This is a genomic window from Bradyrhizobium sp. USDA 376 (assembly GCF_054063675.1).
In genome coordinates this window covers 7,925,049-7,944,853 of sequence record NZ_JBSSGN010000001.1, presented here as the reverse complement: position 1 = coordinate 7,944,853, position 19,805 = coordinate 7,925,049, and the positions used below count along the sequence as shown (strand labels likewise).

Below are 19,805 nucleotides of genomic sequence, written 5' to 3'. Positions count from 1 at the left end.
ACCCTCGGCTATACTTGAGATGACTTCTGGCGCCCGATGACCTCAATTCTCACCAACCTGTTCGATGGCGTTGCCTACGGCATGCTGCTGTTCGTGCTCGCCTGTGGGCTCGCGGTCACGCTCGGCCTGATGAACTTCGTCAATCTCGCTCACGGCGCCTTCGCCATGGCCGGCGGCTATGTCTGCATGGTGCTGGTCAACCGGATGGGCTGGCCGTTCTTCGCCGCGCTGCCGCTCGCCTTCGTCTCGGCCGCCGCAATCGGCATCGCACTTGAGCGCACGCTCTACCGACACCTCTACACCCGCAGCCATCTCGACCAGGTGCTGTTCACCATCGGCCTGACCTTCATGTCGGTTGCAGCTGTCGACTACATCCAGGGCTCCTCGCGCGTCTTCATCAACCTGCCGGCCGCGCTACAGGGCCAGTTCGACCTGTTCGGCGTCGGCATCGGCCGCTACCGGCTGATGATCATCGTGATCTGCGGCCTGCTCACCATCGGCCTGCAGATGGTGCTGGCCAAGACCCGCTTCGGCAGCCGCCTGCGCGCCGCGGTCGACGATCCGCGCGCCGCGAGCGGCCTCGGCATCAACGTGCCGCAGGTGTTTGCCTTCACGTTTGCATTTGGCTGTGGTCTCGCCGGCCTCGGCGGCGCGCTCAGCGCCGAGATCCTCGGCCTCGATCCGTATTTCCCGCTGAAGTTCATGATCTACTTCCTGATCGTGGTCACCGTCGGCGGTTCGTCATCGATAACAGGCCCGTTCCTGGCCTCGCTCCTGCTCGGCATCGGCGACGTCGCCGGCAAATATTACGTGCCGAAGATGGGACCCTTCGTGATCTACACCATGATGATCGTCATCCTGATCTGGCGCCCGAACGGTCTGTTCGGCCGCACGGCCGCGCGTTGAGTTTGCCGATGACCGCTGCTTCCGACGTCGGTTTTCACGCCCAGCGCCAGGCGCGCTGGCACTACGGCGAAGTCGCCTTCTGGCTCATCGTGCTGGCCTGCGGCTTCGCATTTCCCACGCGCTATCTGATCATGACCGACATCCTGCGCCTGGCGCTGTTCACGATGTCGCTCGATCTGATCCTCGGCTATGCCGGCATCGTCTCGCTCGGCCATGCCGCCTTCTTCGGCGTCGGCGCCTATGCCGCGGGACTTCTTGCCCTGCACGGGATCATCAACGAGCCCGTGCTCGCGCTCGTCGTCGCGGGCCTTGCCGCGATGGTGCTCGGTTTTGCCACCAGCTTCCTGGTGATCCGCGGCGTCGACCTGACCCGGCTGATGGTGACGCTCGGCATCGCGCTGCTGCTGGAGGCGCTCGCCGAGCGCTTCTCCAACATCACCGGCGGCACGGACGGTCTGCAAGGCATCGAGATGCAGCCCATCTTCGGCGAGATCCCGTTCGACATGTTCGGCAAGGCTGGCTTCTTCTATTCGCTCGCCGTGCTGTTCGTCCTGTTCCTGTTCGCCCGCCGCGTCGTGCACTCGCCATTCGGCCTGTCGCTGCGCGCGATCAAGAACAATCCGCTGCGCGCAGCCGCCATCGGCATCCCCGTCAACCGCCGCCTGATCGCGATCTACACGCTCGCGGCGTTCTATGCCGGCATCGCAGGCGCGCTGTTCACCCAGACCACCGCGATCGCCTCGCTCGACGTGTTCGCCTTCGAGCGCTCCGCCGATTTGATGCTGGTGCTCGTGATCGGCGGCACCGGCTATCTCTATGGCGGGCTGATCGGCGCTGTGGTGTTCCGCATGCTCCAGGAATTGTTCTCCACCATCACGCCGCAATACTGGCAGTTCTGGATCGGCCTCGTGCTGGTCGTGATCGTGCTGGTCGGCCGCCAGCGCCTGCATCGCTGGGTGCTGTATGTGCCGAACCTGATCATCAGGCTGGTTGCGGGACGTAAGGCCGTCGTCGCCGTGCCGGAGAGCGACGCATGACCATCGCGCTCGAAACCCGGAACCTCGAAAAGACCTTTGGCGGCCTGCGCGTCACCCGCGATCTCTCCCTGAAGATCGAGCAGGGCGCCCGCCATGCGTTGATCGGCCCGAACGGCGCCGGCAAGACCACCGTGATCAACCAGCTCACCGGCGTGCTCAAGCCGAACTCCGGCCGCATCCTGCTCGAAGGCCAGGACATCACCGATCTGCCCGTACACAAGCGCGTGCTGCGCGGCCTCTCCCGCACCTTCCAGATCAACCAGCTCTATCCCGACCTGACCCCGCTCGAGACCATCGGCCTTGCCGTGTCCGAACGCCTCGGCCATGGCGGCGACTGGTGGCGGCGGATGGGGACGCGCAGCGACGTCAACGGCGAGATCGCCGAGTTGCTGACACGCTTCCACCTGCTCGACGTCATGAACGAGCAGACCGTGACGCTTCCTTACGGCAAGCAGCGCCTGCTCGAGATCGCGGTCGCCATTGCGGCCAAGCCGCGCGTGCTGCTGCTCGACGAGCCCGCCGCCGGCGTGCCCGAGAGCGAGCGCCATGACATTCTCGCCGTGGTCGGCGCGCTGCCGCGCGACGTCACGGTGCTGCTGATCGAGCACGACATGGACCTCGTCTTCTCCTTTGCCGACCGCATCTCGGTGCTGGTCTCCGGCGCGCTGCTCACCGAGGGCCGGCCCGAAGAGGTCGCGCGCGATCCGCAGGTGAAGGCGGTCTATCTCGGCGAGGAGGCGGTCAATGTCTGACCTGCTCGCAATCGATGCACTTCGTGCCGGTTATGGTGAGGCCGTGGTGCTGCCGAAGATGTCGCTGCGTCTCGCCGAAGGGCAGGTGCTGGCACTGCTCGGGCGTAACGGCACCGGCAAGACCACGCTGATCAACTCCATCGTTGGCGTCACCCGCCGCTTCTCCGGCACCGTCGCGCTGGCCGGCACCGACGTCACCACCTTGCGGCCCGACCAGCGGGCGCGCGCCGGCATCGGCTGGGTGCCGCAGGAGCGCAACATCTTCCGCTCGCTCACCGTCGAGGAGAACATGACCGCGGTGGCCCAGCCCGGCCCCTGGACGGTGGAGAAGGTCTACGAGATGTTCCCACGGCTGAAGGAACGACGGAGCAATTTCGGCAACCAGCTCTCCGGCGGCGAGCAGCAGATGCTGGCGATCGGCCGCGCGCTGACCCTCAACCCGAAGGTCCTGCTGCTGGACGAGCCGACCGAGGGCCTTGCCCCCATCATCGTCGAGGAGCTTTTGAAGGCGATCGGGACCATCACCCGGGCAGGCGGCATCTGCTCCATCATCGTCGAGCAGAATGCCCAAAAGATTCTCGGGCTCGCCGACCGCGTTGTGATATTGGAGCGCGGAACGATCGTCCACGACGCTCCGAGCGCGGCGCTGAAGGCAGATCCCTCGGTCCTGGAGCGCCATCTCGGCGTCGCCGGAGCGGCCGCCCATTAACCTTCGCCTCGCCCCGCAGGCGGGGAGAGGGAGTACAACCTGCGCCACTGAAATTTCGGGAGAGATAACAAATGCAGCGAACCAAAGCCCCCTTCCGCGCCGACGAGGTCGGCAGCCTCCTGCGTCCCGCCAAGATCAAGGAAGCCCGCAGCCGTCTCGAGAAGGGCGAGATCTCGGCCGACGATCTGCGCAAGATCGAAGACATGGAGATCGAGAAGGTCGTGCACAAGCAGGCCTCGCTCGGGCTCAAGCTCGCCACCGACGGCGAGTTCCGCCGCTCCTGGTGGCATTTCGACTTCCTGGCCAAGCTCACCGGCTGCGAGCTGTTCCATCCGGACACCGGCATCCAGTTCACGGGCGTGCAGACCCGTCACGATGCGGTGCGCGTGATCGGCAAGCTCGACTTCCCCGATGACCACCCGATGCTGGACCACTTCCGCTTCCTGAAGAAGGTCGCCGACCAGGCCCACGTCACCGCCAAGATGACGATCCCGTCGCCGGCCGTGCTGCACTTCCGCGGCGGCCGCAAGTCGATCTCCAAGGACGTCTATCCCGATCTCGACGCCTTCTACGAGGATCTTGGCAAGACCTACCGCAAGGCGGTGAAGGCGTTCTACGACGCCGGCTGCCGCTATCTTCAGTTCGACGACACCGTCTGGGCCTATCTCTGCTCGCAGGATGAATTGCAGAAGGCGCGCGAGCGCGGCGACAATCCCGACGGTCTGCAGCAGATCTATGCCCGCATCATCAACTACGCGCTGGCGGAGAAGCCCGCCGACATGGTGGTGACGACGCATGTCTGTCGCGGCAATTTCCGCTCGACCTGGATTTCCTCGGGCGGCTACGAACCCGTGGCCGAGACCCTGCTCGCCGGCACCAATTACGACGGCTATTTCCTTGAGTACGACAGCGACCGCGCCGGCGGCTTCGAGCCGCTGCGCTTCCTGCCCAAGGGCAACAAGGTCGTCGTGGTCGGCGTCATCACCTCGAAGTTCGGCGAGCTCGAGAAGAAGGACGACATCAAGCGCCGTCTAGAAGAGGCCGCCAAGTTTGCGCCGCTGGAACAGCTCGCGCTCTCCCCGCAATGCGGCTTTGCCTCGACCGAAGAGGGCAACATCCTCTCCGAGGAGGAGCAGTGGGCCAAGCTCAGCCTCGCGGTCGAGATCGCGAAGGACGTGTGGGGCCACTGACGCGTACGTCCAGGCTGGCGCGAGATGGAACGCTCGCGCCACTCTCTCGGTGTCGTCCCAGCGAAGGCCGGGACCCATACTCCGAGGCAGTACTTGTGGATGCGAAGCTGGTAACTCCGAGTATTCTTCAAACTACGTTCTGTGGTTATGGGTCCCGGCCTTCGCCGGGACGACATCGTGATTGGGGAGCGAACTCGGCTACGGTGCCGTCCGCATCATTGGCCCCAGCATCTCGTGGACGTCGTAGGTCATGACCGCGAGCAGGGCTGCGAGCGCGAGATAGGCGCTGCCGTATTCGAGCTTGGTCTGGAGTGGCACGCCGTAATAGGCGACGTTCTCCGGCGCGTGGGGATCGTATCGCCACGCGCTGATGAGCTGCGGAGCCGCGAGGATCGCGACGATGAGCAGCATCGGGCTCGGCCGATACAGCATCACCGCAACAAGGATAGGCACGCCGACGAACCAGATTCGCGGGCTGAGCACGGCCGTCACCCGGCCGCCATCGAGCGGCGAGATCGGCAGCAGATTGAACAGATTGAGGAACAGTCCCGCATAGGAGATCGCGAGCAGCAGGGCGCTGTCTTCCGATCTTGCCCACAGATAGACCACGAGTGCGGCGGCCGTTCCGACCACGGGACCCGCGATCGCGACATAGGCCTCCGTCTCGACGTCGACGGGCTTGTCCTTGAGCGCGATCCACGCGCCGACGAACGGGATGAAGGCGGGCGCGCCGACGTCGAGGCCGCGCTGGCGCGCGGCGATGTAGTGTCCCATCTCATGCGCGAACAGCAGGGCGATGAAGCCTGCCGCATAGCGCCAGCCCCAGATCGTTGCGTAGACCGCCAGCGACAGCAGCATGGTGCCGCCGCTGGTGGCGAGCTTTCCCCACTTCAGCCCGGAGAACAGCAGCAGGAAGAGAGTCTTCATGCCGTGCCGCCGGCGGAATCGTCGCGCGGCTTGCGGCGGAAGAATTTCGCCACGCCGGCGCCGGCGACCACCAGACCGAAGATGATGGCCTTGGCGAACTTGAGCACAAAGGCAAGCAGCACTGCAAACAGGCCGAGCTTCTTGGCGGCGACGCCGCCGACCAGGGCGAGCAGGCCGTATTCTGCGATACGGTCGGTCGAGGCGCTGAAGTCCTCGTAGCGCTTGCCGGATTGATAGGAGAGGTTGGCGAGCAGTTCGTGGGCCGCGCCCTTGTCCGTTGCGATCCGGGCCGAGTCCGACAACAGGTTCAGGCTGAAATAGCCTTCGCGTCCCAAAGCATAGGTGTTGTAGTTGACGTCCTTTTCGACGTTGTCCGGCGCGCCCTTGTCCTTGCCGAGGACCGACCACACCAGGCGGTGCGACACGGCATCGTATTTCGGCGGCTCGATCCAGCCGATCACTTCCATCTCGGGAAATCCGCGTGCAACGCGGTCCTTGTTGGACTCCTCGACGCCTTCCTTCAGGTTCTTCAGGAGGTCGTCCGCATTCCAGTCCTTGGCGGCATCATCCTTGATGTAACCTTCCTTGATGTAGTTGATCACGACCAGCCACCGGTCGTTCTGCCGGGTGCCGAGCACGAGGCCGACAAAGTTGGTGTCGTGGACGACATTGCCGAGCGCGCGCATCACTCTCGCCGCTTCGGCCTTCGGCACGAAGAAGTCGCCGGTCGGGATTTTCAGCGTCGCCTGGTCGATCAGCGGAACGTCTGCGGGGCCAGCGGTGCCGGCATTGCCGGCTGCCTGCCACGCGGCGGCGAGTTCGGCCTTGCGCGCCGCCTCGCTCGATGGTGCACTTTGAGAGAATCCAGGCTGCGATCCGAATATGACGGACAGGATGACGCCAGCGGCGGCAACGAATTTTCTCACAATATCCCCCAGCAACCAATGCACCGGTGTTCGGTGTTGCCGGAACTGTAGAATAACGATAGGCGGCATGACAGAGCAGCCGTAGGTTGCGCTCGACTATCTCACCGGCTGTTGCAATTTTGACGCGTTGGCGCAGGATGTCCGTACCATCGCCAAAGCCGCAATCGTAACCCGCATGAGCGTAGCGATATGCGGGACTGCTTGCTTCCTGATGTCGCTTCGCTGATGCGGGCTACGGCGATCTGCACGGACGATGCAAATTCGCCCCTCACTTCTCCGCCAGATAGACCTCACCCAGCAGCGACGAGTTCGACCACGGAACCTGCTTGTTCTTCGTGGTCGAGACCACCTCCGCCCGCACCCGCGTGAGCATCTGCTGCACCTCCAGCCCGGGCGTGCCGATATGGCGGGACAGTGCAGCGGAGAACGGCGAATTGGCGCCTTCGCCGTCGAGCGCGACCTGGCCCGGTGCGGTCGCGAAAGCGATCAGGGTGCCGGCGCCCAGCGTTGCGCCGGCGCCCAGGCTCGTGGGCGCGGCGAGACCCGAGGCCCCCTCGATGCCGCGATTGGTGCCGGCGCTCGCCACCTGCTGCGCCATCGGATTGTTGCGGCAGGCATCGAAGATCAGGATGTTGGTGCGGACCTGGTCGTCGAGGCCGGCCATGATCGTGTCCATGTCGATCATCGCCTCCGTCATGCCCGTGCCGGGCTTGAGCGCGACGTCGACGGGAATGAGATAGTTGCGGCCGTCCACCTGAACGCCGTGGCCGGCATAGTAGACCAGCGCGACCTGCGCCCGCGCGGCCTCGCGCAGAAAGTCGCGCGTCATCTTCTGCATTGCCGCGCGGTCGAGGTCGACGCCTTCGGACACGGTGAAGCCGATGTCGCGCAGGCTTTTCGCGACGGCGCGCGCATCGTTGGGCGGATTGGGCAGCGGCTTCACATGTGCATAGGAACCGTTGCCGATGATCAGCGCCATGCGTGCGCCGCGGACAGCGGGAGCGGGCGAGGGGGGAGGTGATGCGCCGGTCTGCTGCGGGGCAGGGGATGCCGCTGGCTGCGTCGCGGGGGAAGGTGCATCGCGCGGGATCGGTGCGGCCGCGTCGCTCACCAGCGACAGCCGCACCTTTGCGGTCGCCTGGTTGGCCTTGCTGCCGGCATCGGACGCCACGATCGCCAGCGTGGCCTTGTAGTCGTCGCGCGCGTGGGCGTAGTCGCCCTTGGCTTCATAGGCCAGTGCCCGATGGGTGTAGCCCGAGATCAGCACACTGTTCGGCGGCGTCATGATGTTGACCGGGGGCTTGTCCTTGGCGAGCCGGATCGCTTCGCTGCCGTCGGCGATGGCGCGATCGAAATCGCCCTTGGCGCGCCAAATCGCGGTGCGGTTGATCAGCGGCTGCGGCAGCGACGGGTCGAGCCGGATCGCCTGGTTGATGTCGGCGAGCGCGCCGTCGAGATCGCCGAGCGCTTCCTTTGAGATGCCGCGGTTCTGGAACGAGAACGCCGATTTCGGATCTGATTTGATCGCCATGTCGTAGTCGGCGATCGCCTTGGCGTAATCGCGCTTGCCCCGCCAGGCATTGCCGCGATTGTGGAAGATGATGCCGCTGGGCGGGCCGAGCTTCAGCGCATCGTCGAAATCGGCGATCGCGATGTCGTAGTCGCCCTTGTCGTAATAGGCCGATCCCCGCAAGTTGTAGACCGCCTGGCTCGGCTGCAGCCGGATCGCCTCCGTGGCGTCAGTGATGACCTTGGCGTAGTCGCCCTTCTTGTTCCAGCCTACGGCGCGCCAGAAATAGACGGTCGCGAGCTGCTCGCCCTTGAAAACCTTCAGCGCAATGATCTTGGTGCAGGCGTCGACCATCTTGTCCGCCGGGGTGGTCTCGGTGGTGCAGAGCGGCCCGAGCTGGTTGCGCGCCTGCGCCAAGGCGGATGCCGGCCATAGCGCGGCGGTGAGCAGGCAGAGCGCGACAAGCAGGCGGCGCATGGCAGTCGTCCCAAAGGAGGAGAGGCGCTTGTTTGTTGCCCGGCCGCGCCAAGGGGTTCACCCGCCCGCAGTGTGAACGCAGTGGTGGAAGGGATTCAGCCCCTATTTCCCCGGTGGGCAGAATTTGCTAAGGGGTAGTCCAAGATAAATCTGCCCACCGCCTTCCCACTCATGAAAAACGACGAAATCCTGAGCCAAATCACCGAGTTCTGCCGCAAGGCGGGCATGGCGGAATCGACCTTCGGCCGGCGTGCGGTGAACGATGGGAAGCTCGTGCAGCGCCTGCGCGAGGGCAAGCGGATCACCATCGACACGCTGGAGCGGATCCAGGCCTATATCGCTGCATCGACGACGGGCGGCCTGCCGCCGCCGCGCGGGCTTCAGGTGCCCCCCGAGAAGCGCGATCCGCGCGGCAATTTCCGCTTCTTCGAGAACCGGCAGAAATATCTGCTGTTCGTCCACACCTGCAGCGAGAAGCGGGTGATCGCGGACCGGGTCGCGCTGGAGCTTGCCGCCATCCATCCGCGCCCGCCGGCGCTGCGTATTTTCGACGCGGGCGTCGGCGACGGCACGGTGCTGGCGCGGGTGCTGCGGGCGACGCACCAGCGCTACCCTCACATGCCGTTCTACGTGGCCGGCAAGGAGCTCAGCCTCGAGGACCTGCGGCTGACGCTGGAAAAGGTGCCGGACCGCATTTTCGAGCATCCGGCGTCGGTTTTCGTCTTCACCAACATGTTCTATTCGGAGGCGCCCTGGCTCACGCCGGCGTCGCCCGCGGCGGCAGCGGCCACCGTCTGGCACGAAGTCCCGCTCCGGGGCTCTTCATCGGGCGAGTTCGAGCAGCAGATCGCCGAGCTCCGGCCATTCCTGGAGCAGAACTGGCGCGCCGCGATCAGCCCGCGCACGGCCATGCCGCTCTATGAGCGGCCGGTCGTCCTCGTGCTCTATCGCGAGGACCACAGGTTCCTGCTGGATTCGACCATTCCGCGGCCGGGCCAGACCGAGGCCAATTTCGACCTCGTAATTGCATCCCAGCCATACCGCGCGCTGTCGTCGGTCAATTTTCGGGCAAAGCGGATCATTGCGCCCCTGGCGCGGGCCTTGCGGCCGGGGGGGCGCCTGATCGGTATCCACTCCCATGGTCAGGATCCGGGCATGGAAATGATCCAGGCGATCTGGCCCGGAGAAAATCCTTTCTCGGTGAGCCGTCATGAGCTACTGCGCGCCGTGAAGTACGAGCTTGGGTCGTTGGGCCGCGACTTAAATTTTAATGCTTATGCTGATAACCGCTCGATCTTCAGGTATGATATGGAAGCTCTGCCCAACGAGGTTACCGGCAATATCGGAACCTCGACGGCCTTTGCAGCGTGGAATGCGGCGGTGTATGTCGCTCAGATCGAGGACGACCGGTTGACAGAAATGACTCAAAACGGCCGCACTCTGGATGCCGCCAGGGACGTGCTGAGAAAGTACAACGGCCTCTGGTTTCTTGACGAATCCTACGTCATCTCGCGCCGGCGTGATTGACACAATCCAACGGTAAACATCGCAAACGAACCGCCGTCGAGTGGCGGAACAAGGGGTTACTTGATGCGCGCGTCCTATCTCTTCACCAGCGAGTCCGTGTCCGAGGGCCATCCCGACAAGGTCTGCGACCGGATCTCCGATGAAATCGTCGATCTGTTCTACCGCGAGGGGCCGAAAGCCGGCATCGACCCGTGGCAGATCCGCGCCGCCTGCGAGACGCTCGCGACCACCAACAAGGTCGTGATTGCGGGCGAGACCCGCGGTCCGAAGTCGGTCACCAACGAGCAGATCGAGAGCGTCGTGCGCGGCGCGATCAAGGACATCGGCTACGAGCAGGAAGGCTTCCACTGGAAGACTGCTGACATCGAGATCCTGCTGCATCCGCAGTCGGCCGACATCGCCCAGGGCGTCGATGCGCTCCAGCCGGGCGAGGTCAAGGAAGAGGGCGCGGGCGACCAGGGCATCATGTTCGGTTACGCCACCAACGAGACGCCGGATCTGATGCCGGCGCCGATCTTCTACGCCCACAAGATCCTCCGCCTCATCTCCGAAGCCCGCCACTCCGGCAAGGAGAAGGTGCTCGGTCCGGACTCCAAGAGCCAGGTCACCGTGCAGTACGAGAACGGCAAGCCGGTCGGCGTGCGCGAGATCGTGGTCTCGCACCAGCACCTGGTTCCGGACCTCACCTCGAACCAGGTTCGCGAGATCGTCGAGCCGTATGTGCGCGAGGCGCTGCCGAAGGAGTGGATCACGTCGAAGACCATCTGGCACATCAACCCGACCGGCAAGTTCTACATCGGCGGTCCCGACGGCGATTCCGGCCTGACCGGCCGCAAGATCATCGTCGACACCTATGGCGGCGCGGCCCCGCACGGCGGCGGCGCGTTCTCCGGCAAGGATCCGACCAAGGTCGACCGTTCGGCGGCATACGCCGCGCGCTACGTCGCCAAGAACATCGTCGCCGCCGGTCTTGCCGACCGCTGCACGCTGCAGCTCGCCTACGCCATCGGCGTGGCGCGCCCGCTGTCGATCTACATCGACACCCACGGCACCGGTAAGGTGTCGGAGGACCAGCTCGAGAAGGCCGCCGCCAAGGCGATGGACCTCACCCCGCGCGGCATCCGCAGCCATCTCGACCTCAACCGCCCGATCTACGCGCGCACCTCGGCCTACGGCCATTTCGGCCGCACGCCCGACAACGAGGGCGGCTTCTCCTGGGAGAAGACCGATCTCGTCGAGCAGCTCAAGCGCGCGCTCTGACGCTCTTAACCTCGCCCCGCTTGCGGGGAGAGGTCGCCGCGAAGCGGCGGGTGAGGGGGACTCTCCGCAAGCTCAGTGCTTGGATAGAGCCCCTCACCCCGGCCCTCTCCCCGTAAGAACGGGGAGAGGGAGAATGGTGCCACACAGCGTGCAGCTTGCCTTGCTACTGACACGCCAGCCTCACTGATTAGGAAACAGACATGAACGCGAAGCCCGGCTTCACCGATTACATCGTCAAGGACATCTCGCTCGCCGATTTCGGCCGCAAGGAGCTCTCGCTGGCCGAGACCGAAATGCCCGGCCTGATGGCCACCCGCGAGGAGTTCGGCCCGAAGCAGCCGCTGAAGGGCGCGCGCATCGCCGGCTCCCTGCACATGACGATCCAGACCGGCGTGCTGATCGAGACGCTGGCCGCACTCGGCGCCGACATTCGCTGGGTCTCCTGCAACATCTATTCGACGCAGGATCACGCTGCCGCCGCGATCGCGGCCGCCGGCATTCCCGTCTTCGCCGTCAAGGGCGAGACGCTGACCGAGTACTGGGACTACACCGCAAAGCTGTTCGACTGGCACGGCGGCGGTCACCCGAACATGATCCTCGATGACGGCGGCGACGCCACCATGTACGTCCATCTCGGTCTGCGCGCGGAGAACGGCGACACCGCGTTCCTGGACAAGCCGGGCTCGGAAGAAGAGGAAGTCTTCTTCGCGCTTCTGAAGAAGCAGCTCAAGGAAAAGCCGAAGGGCTACTTCGCCGAGATCGCCAAGAGCATCAAGGGCGTTTCCGAAGAGACCACCACGGGCGTGCATCGTCTCTACGACATGCAGAAGGCTGGCACGCTGCTCTGGCCTGCCATCAACGTCAACGACAGCGTCACCAAGTCGAAGTTCGACAATCTCTATGGCTGCCGTGAATCGCTGGTCGACGGCATCCGCCGCGGCACCGACGTGATGCTGTCGGGCAAGGTCGCGATGGTCGCCGGCTTCGGCGACGTCGGCAAGGGGTCGGCGGCTTCGCTGCGCCAGGCCGGCTGCCGCGTCATGGTGTCGGAGGTCGATCCGATCTGCGCGCTCCAGGCCGCGATGGAAGGCTACGAGGTCGTGACGATGGAAGATGCCGCGCCCCGCGCCGACATCTTCGTCACCGCGACCGGCAACAAGGACATCATCACCATCGAGCACATGCGCGCGATGAAGGATCGTGCCATCGTCTGCAACATCGGGCACTTTGACAACGAGATCCAGATCGCGAGCTTGCGCAATCTGAAGTGGACCAACATCAAGCCGCAGGTCGACGAGATCGAGTTCCCCGACAAGCACCGCATCATCATGCTGTCGGAGGGCCGCCTCGTGAACCTCGGCAACGCGATGGGCCATCCGTCCTTCGTGATGTCGGCGTCCTTCACCAACCAGACGCTGGCGCAGATCGAGCTGTTCGCCAACAACAAGGACGGCAAGTACAAGAAGGAAGTCTACGTGCTGCCGAAGACCCTCGACGAGAAGGTCGCGCGCCTGCACCTCGCCAAGATCGGTGTCAAGCTCACCGAGCTCCGCAAGGACCAGGCCGACTACATCGGCGTGAAGCAGGAAGGTCCGTACAAGTCGGATCACTACCGCTACTGATCTGCAGGCAGTTGCGAAACAAAGGCCCCGGAGCGATCCGGGGCCTTTTTTTGCAGACCCGTTGTGCTACGCTCGGAGGTAGAGCCAGAACAAGCCCGCACTTCTGAAGCGGGTGGCCGCGTTTCCCACGTTCATTGTCAGATGCATATGGAGGGAATGCGATGTCCAGCGAAGCCAACGTTCAGTTGCTCAAGGAAGCCTATCGTCGGTGGAACGACAGCAAGGGCGGCAGCGTCGACTATTGGTTCGACAGCGTCATCGGTCCGCAGATCAAATTCGACTCGCTTCCGCAGGGGGCTCCGGCGGTGCCCTTTGCCAAGTGTTATGACGACCGCGCCCAGCTGCGCTGCTATTTCGACGGTCTGCTGGCCGACTGGAGCATGCAGCACTACACCATGAATGAATACGTCGCGCAGGGCGATGCTGTCTTCGCGCGCGGCTCAACTGCCTGGACCAACAAAAGGACCGGGAAGGTCTTTGAGACCCCGAAGGTCGATTTCTGGCGCTTCAAGGACGGCAAGGCGATCGAATTCTACGAGTATTTCGACACAGCCCTTGTCTACGACGCTGCCACCGCCTGACGGTTGCAATTCGGCACGGCGTCGCCCATCCTGTGCCGGGGAAGAACGCCATGACCGAAGCTAAAGAACATTTCGACGTGCTCATCGTCGGTGCCGGCCTGTCCGGCATTGGCGCGGGCTATCACCTCCAGACCAAGTGCCCGGGCAAGAGCTACGTCATCCTCGAGGGCCGCGACTGTGTCGGCGGCACCTGGGACCTTTTCCGCTATCCCGGGATCCGCTCTGACAGCGACATGTTCACGCTCGGCTATTCCTTCAAGCCGTGGACCGATCCGAAGGCGATCGCCGATGGCCCGCAGATCCTGAACTATGTGCGCGAGACCGCAAGCGAGAACGGCATCGACAAGCACATCCGCTTCCGCCATCGCGTCAAGCGCGCGGCGTGGTCGACGCCGGATGCGCGCTGGACCGTCGAGGCCGAACGCATCGCAGGCGAGGGCGCAACGGAGCTCGTGAGCTTCACCTGCAATTTCCTGTTCATGTGCTCGGGCTATTACAAATACGAAGCGGGCTACACGCCGGAGTTCAAGGGCACGGCTGACTTCGCCGGCCGCATCGTGCATCCGCAGAAATGGACCGAGGATATCGACTACGCGGGTAAGCGCGTCGTCGTGATCGGCTCCGGCGCGACCGCGGTGACGCTGGTGCCGGAACTCGCCAAGACAGCGGCACAGGTCACCATGCTGCAGCGCTCGCCGACCTATGTGGTGTCGCGCCCGGCGCAGGATCCCGTCGCCAACAAGCTGCGCCGCAATCTGCCGGCGCGGCTTGCCTATCATCTGATCCGCTGGCGCAACGTGATGTGGGGGATGTTCTTCTTCCAGCTCAGCCGGCGCCGGCCTGCAAAGGTCAAGGATCTCATCCTGAAGGGCGTACAGATGGCGCTCGGGCCCGACTACGACGTCGCGACCCATTTTACGCCGCGCTACAATCCCTGGGACCAGCGGCTGTGCCTCGTTCCCGACGGCGACCTCTTTAAGGCAATTCGCGAAAAGCGCGCCGCTGTGGTCACCAACGAGATCGACACTTTTACGCGCGACGGCATCCGCCTGAAGGATGGCAGCGAGCTTGCCGCCGATATCATCGTGACGGCGACGGGGCTGGTGCTCCAGGTCGTCGGCGGTCTCGAGGTCAGCGTCGACGGCCGTGCCGTCGATTTCGCCAAGACGCTGACCTACAAGGGCATGATGTATGCCGACGTGCCGAACATGGCCTCGGCCTTCGGCTACACCAATGCGTCCTGGACGCTGAAATGCGATCTCACCTGCGAATATGTCTGCCGGCTCATCAACTACATGGACCGGCACAATTTCCGGCAATGCATGCCGCACAATGACGATCCGGAGATCACCGCGCAGCCCTCGCTCGATTTCACCTCGGGCTACGTGCAGCGCTCGGTCGCAAAAATGGCGAAACAGGGCTCGAAGCGGCCGTGGCGGCTGTACCAGAACTACGCGCTCGACATCGTCTCCCTGCGCTTCGGCCGGATCGACGACGGCGTGATGCAATACTCCTGATCTTGCTACGTAGGATACCGGGATAGCCTCGCGTTCGCTTGAGACGAATCGCGACTTGCGGTAGTATTTTTGCGCTGCAAGAAGGTTATTTCCGACAACGTCTGAGTTCCGCGTCGTTGCCGTCTTGAGGGGAGCGCAGGACATGCACGTCCTTGCCCTGGTCACGCAAAAAGGCGGAAGCGGCAAGAGTACGCTGTCCGTTGGACTGGCGGTCGCAGCAATGCAGCGCGCGGAGCGCGTCGCTCTCATTGAGGCGGACGCGCAAGGTACGATCTCGAAATGGAAAGAGCGCCGCGAGCATCCCTATCCTCGCGTCGAGCGCGTTACCGATCCTGCCGAGATCGAACCGTTGATCGCGCGCCTGAGGGCCGAAGGCGTCTGGCTTGCCATCATCGACACAGCTGCCACGACCAACAGCCTGGCAATGCGCGTCATCGCCTGCGCCGATCTCTGTCTCATCCCGGCGCGCCCGAGCCCGGCCGATATCGAAGCCGCAATCCCTACACTGATCGCCATTCGCAGGCTCAACCGCCGATTTGCCTTCATCCTCAATCAGACGCCGACGCGGGGGTGCCGGCTGAGCGAGGCTGCCACATCACTAAGCTCGCTCGGCGTGCTTGCGCTTCCGCTTATTGCGCAGCGTAACGATCACCAGGATGCGCTCGGAGCAGGGCTGGGTGTGACGGAGTTCGCATCGGCGGGCAAAGCTTCGGACGAAATTGTCGGTTTGTGGGGTTGGATCGCGGCGCACTTGGCCGAGGAGTCGAATGATCATGGGAAAGGCGCGCTCAAAGCTGCCTGCTGACGTTGCACGCGCCGGGCGTCGCTCGCTGCTGGAACTGGCGGCGGAAGTGAGCCGTGCGGTCGACGAGGGCTTGGCCATGCCGCCGGGCTCAGTCGCCGTCTTCCCCCAAGATGAGCCGCGGATCGCGCAGGAAGCGCCTGCTCCGATACAAGAAGCGGCCAGCGTCATCGTTGCAAGACCTGAACCTCCGAGCAGTACCACCACTGATCTCATCGTGGACATGGCCAAGGAGTATCAAGCCCGCGCTTTGGACGGCATGAGCGCTGCGCTCAACTACGCCAATGACCTCGCAAAGTCACGGCTGGCCGGTGTGACATCAGAGGCCAATGGAACCGTCGTCGCGGAAAGCGACCTCATCGACGCGATTGGAACGGCAGCCGAGTGTCGCACCGTCGTGCTCGAACTGATGAAGGTCAATGCGGGCGCGACCTTGGAGTATGCGCGGGAGCTAGCCCGTGCAAAAACGCTGGCGGAGTTGGTGGAGCTGTCGGGCACGCATACGCGAAAGCAATGTGAGTTGGTCCTGAAGCAAACCGAGTTGCTGAGGTCGCTTGCTCAAAGCATGACAAAGCCCAGTGCCAGGTAATGCCGCTCGCCTGCCGTCATCGCGCTCAGGATCTGCGCGGGACGATCAGGGCGCGGCCAAGATCGATCGCCAGCGCGAGGACGACCGCGCCGCCACCGAGGCCGAACAGGACCAGGTAGTCTCCGCCGGTCTGCGCATAGATCCAGGAGAAGCCGTAAGCGGCGGCTGCCTGGAACAATGCAAAGCTGGTGGTGGCATGGCTCCACGTCGCGCGCTGCTGTTCGGTCGAATGAGGCACGAGCTCATGGATGCGTCCGAGCACCAGCGGCACGATGCCCGGCGTGAAGCCGCCGACCACCACGCTCGACACGATCAGCGATAGCGGCGCGGTGCTGACGGTCGGCAGCAGCACGGCCGCCGCCTCGATCAGGAACGCCGCGCGCAGGGCGGGACCAAAACCTGAGCGGTCGCCGAGATGGCCGGTGACGAGCGGACCGACGATCGCGCCGAGGCCATACAGTACCCAGTAGCGCGATCCCGCAGCAATACCCTGGCTGAGCCCCCGCGCCACGAAATCGACGATGAAGACCATATGCGGCACCAGCGCCACGGCATTGAGGCCGTATTGGACAAGCAGCGCACGGGTGGCCGTCGACGCATGGTGATGCTTCGCGGGGTGATGTGAAGGCGCAGCATCAGCCTTGGTTTCCGCAGGCCAGTTCCACCAGCTCGCGAGCGTCAGCGCGGCCGAGAGCACGCCGAGGCCATACCAGCTCTGCTGCAAGCCCTGTTGCAGCAGCAGCGGCACCAGCGTGCCCGACGCGGCGACGCCGAGCCCGACGCCCGCAAAGATCACGCCGCCGACGATGCCGCGCCTTGCGGCCGAGGTGTGCGGCAGAATGACGGACGCCGCCAGCACCATGATGATGCCGCCGGTGAGGCCCGACAGGAAGCGCCAGGCGAAGAACCAGGTGAATGACACCGGGGCTGAGCTCGCAAGGAAGGAGAGTGTGGCGAGCAGCATCATCGCCCGCAGCGCGCGGACCGTGCCGATGCGGGTGGCGACGGCGCGTGCCGCGAGCGCGCCGGCGAGATAGCCGGCAAGGTTCGCAGCACCGAGATAGACGACGTCGGAGGCGCTGAACCATTTTGCCGCAATCAGGGCCGGGGTCAGCGGCGTATAGGAAAAGCGGGCAAGGCCAAGCCCGACCAGCGATGCGGACAAGCCGGCCACGGCGTATCGCCAGGTTTGCTGTGAGGACGTCTGTTGAGACGCCGATCCCGGCCGCGGATGCGGCCGGGTCTCGACGTGTTGCTTCGTATCTGCGCTGGTCATGTCATCCTCTTGCGCGTGATGGCGCACGGGTCATCCCGTCTGGGCGGCGCGGCGGCACCGGAATTCCTGCACGGGCAGGCCGCCCCAGCCCCAATTGTCGGTGTCGACTTCCTCGATCACGACGAAGGTGGACTCGGGCGGCTTGCCGAGCACGTCGCGCAGCAGCTCGCTCGATCCCTTGATCAGCGCGGCCTTCTCCTCCGCCGTGAGCGACGCCGCACCCGGCGTCGTTCCCTCGCGGGTCACTTGAATGGTGACGATGGGCATCGTGGTTCTCTCTCGGCTCAGTGACCGGCGCTCTGGCCGCCGTCGACATGCAGGATCTCGCCGGTCACGAAGGAGGCACGTTCGAGATAGAGCACGGCATCGACGATGTCGGACATCTCGCCCATGTGGCCCACGGGATGCATCGCGCCGTACTGCGCATGCGTCGCGACGGCGTGCATCGGCGACTTGATGATGCCGGGCGACACCGCGTTCACGCGGATGCCGCGCCTGGCGTATTCGATCGCAAGCGACTTGGTCGCGGCGTTCAGCCCGCCCTTGCTCAGCGAGGCCAGCACCGAGGGCACGTTGGAATTGGCGTGGTCGACCAGCGTGGTCGTGATCTGGACGACGTGGCCGGACCCCTGCTTCTCCATTTCGGCAATGGCGAGCTGCGTGATGTTGAAGAAGCCCGCGACATTGGTGCCCATCACTGCGGCATAGTCTTCGGCGGTGTACTGCGTGAACGGCTTGGCGACGAAGATGCCGGCATTGTTGACCAGCGTGTCGACGCGGCCGAAGCGGGCGACCGCCTGCGAGACCACGCGCTCGGCGGTGGAGCGGTCGGCGATGTCGCCGGCAACGGCGAGGACGTCGTCGTCGCCCGACGGTTTGATGGAGCGCGCCGTTGCGACGACGCGATAGTTGCGATCGCGAAAACCCTGGACCAGGGCGGCGCCGATACCCTGTGATGCACCGGTGATGATGGCGACCTTCTGCTCGATACCCATGACGGGCTCCTGTTGTTGGCTTGAAAACCTGCGCCAGCTGCGGCCGGCTTGCCCGCTGAGTTACGCTGCGGCGGCTTGCTTGCGAATATCCGCTGCTCGGCAGACACTCTTTCGCGGCGCGAACGAATGCCGGATCAGCGCCCGGCGGCGGTTGTCGCGGCCGCAGCGAACGCCTAGTTTGCAGCCGAAAACGTGGGGCCGGCGGGACACGCATGGATCGTCTGGATGCGATGAAAGTGTTCGTCCTTGCGGTGGACGAGGGCAGCCTGGCTGCCGCCGGGCGCAAGCTCGGCCGCTCGCCGGCGGCGGTGAGCCGCGCCATCGCCTTTCTGGAGGAGCGGATCGGCGCCGAGCTGCTGCACCGGACGACGCGGTCGATCAAGCTGAGCGAGGAGGGCGAGCGCTATGTCGCGATCTGCCGCCGCGTGCTCACCGAGCTGGAGGAGGCCGAGGACATCGCGGCCGGACCGCGCACGGCGCCGCGCGGCCTGCTCACGATCACCGCTCCGGTGGTCTCGGGGGAGATGGTGCTGCGGCCGATCCTCGATGCGTTTCTCGACGCCTATCCGACCGTGTCGGCAAAACTCCTGCTGTTCGACCGTGCGGTCAATCTGATCGAGGAAGGCGTCGATATCGCGCTTCGCATCGGTCCGCTGGCGGATTCGGCGATGGTGGCGATGCGGGTCGGCGGGATCAGCCGCGTCGTGGTGGCCGCTCCCCGTTACCTGAAACAGCATCCGCGCATCGCCGAGCCCGGCGATCTTGCCAAGCACCAGATCGTCGCGATGGCGCATTTGCCGAATTCCTGGACCTTTGCGCCGCAGGCGGGCTCATCGGCGCCGCGCACCGTGCAGTTCACCCCGCGGCTCGTCGTCAACAGCACCTATGCGGCAGTGGCCTCCACCGTGGCCGGGCGCGGCGTGGCGCGGATGTATTCGTACCAGGTGGCCGAGCAGGTCGCGCGTGGCGAACTCGAGATCGTGCTGGCGGACGACGAGGATCCGGAGATGCCCGCCCATCTGATTTGCCCGCAGGGCCGGCTCTCGGTGCCCAAGGTGCGCGCCTTCACCGACTTCGCCGTGCCCCGGCTGAAGAAGCAGTTTGCACTGCTGAAGAGGAGTATGAAGCCGCGCTGAGCCGCTTCGCGCCGTCCGCAATGCGTTGTTTTGCGTATACGGCGACCCAGCTGAATCGGTGATGGT

At 64.6% G+C, this 19,805-nt stretch carries 19 protein-coding genes; 13 read left to right on the top strand and 6 right to left on the bottom strand.

Annotated features, from left to right (window positions below):
- The first annotated feature begins 36 nt into the window (after positions 1-36).
- From ACVJ19_RS37440 to ACVJ19_RS37420, 5 genes are all read left to right on the top strand, one after another.
- Positions 37-906: a branched-chain amino acid ABC transporter permease gene (locus tag ACVJ19_RS37440; RefSeq protein WP_453954050.1), complete on the top strand. Its 870-nt coding sequence runs from the start codon at positions 37-39 to the stop codon at positions 904-906.
- Between the two features lie 8 nt (positions 907-914).
- Positions 915-1,943, top strand: a complete 1,029-nt coding sequence (locus ACVJ19_RS37435) for a branched-chain amino acid ABC transporter permease (RefSeq protein ID WP_453954049.1) — start codon at positions 915-917, stop codon at positions 1,941-1,943.
- Complete coding sequence (locus ACVJ19_RS37430) at positions 1,940-2,695, top strand: ABC transporter ATP-binding protein (protein WP_453954048.1); 756 nt, start codon at positions 1,940-1,942, stop codon at positions 2,693-2,695. Before ACVJ19_RS37435 ends, ACVJ19_RS37430 begins: the two co-directional genes overlap by 4 nt.
- The gene (locus tag ACVJ19_RS37425; protein ID WP_183239983.1) at positions 2,688-3,404 is read left to right on the top strand and encodes an ABC transporter ATP-binding protein; all 717 of its coding nucleotides are present in this window, start codon (positions 2,688-2,690) and stop codon (positions 3,402-3,404) included. Before ACVJ19_RS37430 ends, ACVJ19_RS37425 begins: the two co-directional genes overlap by 8 nt.
- A gap of 71 nt (positions 3,405-3,475) precedes the next feature.
- Positions 3,476-4,594 (top strand): cobalamin-independent methionine synthase II family protein, encoded by a 1,119-nt coding sequence (locus ACVJ19_RS37420; RefSeq protein WP_453954047.1) that lies wholly within the window; start codon positions 3,476-3,478, stop codon positions 4,592-4,594.
- A gap of 198 nt (positions 4,595-4,792) precedes the next feature.
- Here ACVJ19_RS37420 and ACVJ19_RS37415 read toward each other — a convergent pair whose 3' ends face one another.
- From ACVJ19_RS37415 to ACVJ19_RS37405, 3 genes are all read right to left on the bottom strand, one after another.
- Entirely contained in the window at positions 4,793-5,521 is a 729-nt protein-coding gene (locus ACVJ19_RS37415; protein WP_453954046.1) for a site-2 protease family protein, read from the bottom strand.
- On the bottom strand, positions 5,518-6,447 hold the full coding sequence (locus tag ACVJ19_RS37410) for a DUF2167 domain-containing protein (protein ID WP_453954045.1): 930 nt from the start codon (positions 6,445-6,447) through the stop codon (positions 5,518-5,520). Before ACVJ19_RS37410 ends, ACVJ19_RS37415 begins: the two co-directional genes overlap by 4 nt.
- A 268-nt stretch (positions 6,448-6,715) precedes the next feature.
- Entirely contained in the window at positions 6,716-8,434 is a 1,719-nt protein-coding gene (locus ACVJ19_RS37405; protein WP_453954044.1) for a caspase family protein, read from the bottom strand.
- Positions 8,435-8,605: 171 nt separating this feature from the next.
- Here ACVJ19_RS37405 and ACVJ19_RS37400 point away from each other — a divergent pair, with 171 nt between their 5' ends.
- The 7 genes from ACVJ19_RS37400 to ACVJ19_RS37370 all read left to right on the top strand — a co-directional run bounded on the left by ACVJ19_RS37400 (position 8,606) and on the right by ACVJ19_RS37370 (position 16,332).
- A complete protein-coding gene (locus tag ACVJ19_RS37400; protein WP_453954042.1) occupies positions 8,606-9,961 on the top strand; it encodes a hypothetical protein in 1,356 nt (451 codons plus the stop codon).
- Positions 9,962-10,024: 63 nt separating this feature from the next.
- On the top strand, positions 10,025-11,221 hold the full coding sequence (gene metK / locus ACVJ19_RS37395) for a methionine adenosyltransferase (protein ID WP_453954040.1): 1,197 nt from the start codon (positions 10,025-10,027) through the stop codon (positions 11,219-11,221).
- 200 nt (positions 11,222-11,421) lie between these two features.
- Positions 11,422-12,843 carry an adenosylhomocysteinase gene (gene ahcY, locus ACVJ19_RS37390; RefSeq protein WP_157326795.1) on the top strand — a complete coding sequence of 474 codons (1,422 nt, stop codon included), beginning with the start codon at positions 11,422-11,424 and terminating at the stop codon, positions 12,841-12,843.
- A gap of 161 nt (positions 12,844-13,004) precedes the next feature.
- A complete protein-coding gene (locus tag ACVJ19_RS37385) occupies positions 13,005-13,424 on the top strand; it encodes a nuclear transport factor 2 family protein (RefSeq protein ID WP_453954039.1) in 420 nt (139 codons plus the stop codon).
- A gap of 50 nt (positions 13,425-13,474) precedes the next feature.
- Complete coding sequence (locus ACVJ19_RS37380) at positions 13,475-14,941, top strand: flavin-containing monooxygenase (RefSeq protein WP_453954038.1); 1,467 nt, start codon at positions 13,475-13,477, stop codon at positions 14,939-14,941.
- A gap of 142 nt (positions 14,942-15,083) precedes the next feature.
- Positions 15,084-15,746 (top strand): nucleotide-binding protein, encoded by a 663-nt coding sequence (locus tag ACVJ19_RS37375; RefSeq protein WP_453954036.1) that lies wholly within the window; start codon positions 15,084-15,086, stop codon positions 15,744-15,746.
- A complete protein-coding gene (locus ACVJ19_RS37370; RefSeq protein ID WP_453954035.1) occupies positions 15,709-16,332 on the top strand; it encodes a phasin family protein in 624 nt (207 codons plus the stop codon). Before ACVJ19_RS37375 ends, ACVJ19_RS37370 begins: the two co-directional genes overlap by 38 nt.
- A gap of 25 nt (positions 16,333-16,357) precedes the next feature.
- Here ACVJ19_RS37370 and ACVJ19_RS37365 read toward each other — a convergent pair whose 3' ends face one another.
- From ACVJ19_RS37365 to ACVJ19_RS37355, 3 genes are read right to left on the bottom strand one after another with little or no spacing between them, the layout of a single operon-like run.
- A complete protein-coding gene (locus ACVJ19_RS37365; protein ID WP_453954034.1) occupies positions 16,358-17,608 on the bottom strand; it encodes an MFS transporter in 1,251 nt (416 codons plus the stop codon).
- A gap of 30 nt (positions 17,609-17,638) precedes the next feature.
- Positions 17,639-17,875, bottom strand: coding sequence for a tautomerase family protein (locus ACVJ19_RS37360; protein WP_453954033.1), 237 nt, complete (start codon positions 17,873-17,875; stop codon positions 17,639-17,641).
- Between the two features lie 17 nt (positions 17,876-17,892).
- On the bottom strand, positions 17,893-18,603 hold the full coding sequence (locus ACVJ19_RS37355) for an SDR family NAD(P)-dependent oxidoreductase (RefSeq protein ID WP_453954032.1): 711 nt from the start codon (positions 18,601-18,603) through the stop codon (positions 17,893-17,895).
- 212 nt (positions 18,604-18,815) lie between these two features.
- Between ACVJ19_RS37355 and ACVJ19_RS37350 the strand changes: the two genes are divergently transcribed.
- Positions 18,816-19,739, top strand: a complete 924-nt coding sequence (locus ACVJ19_RS37350; RefSeq protein ID WP_453954031.1) for a LysR family transcriptional regulator — start codon at positions 18,816-18,818, stop codon at positions 19,737-19,739.
- Positions 19,740-19,805 lie beyond the last annotated feature (66 nt).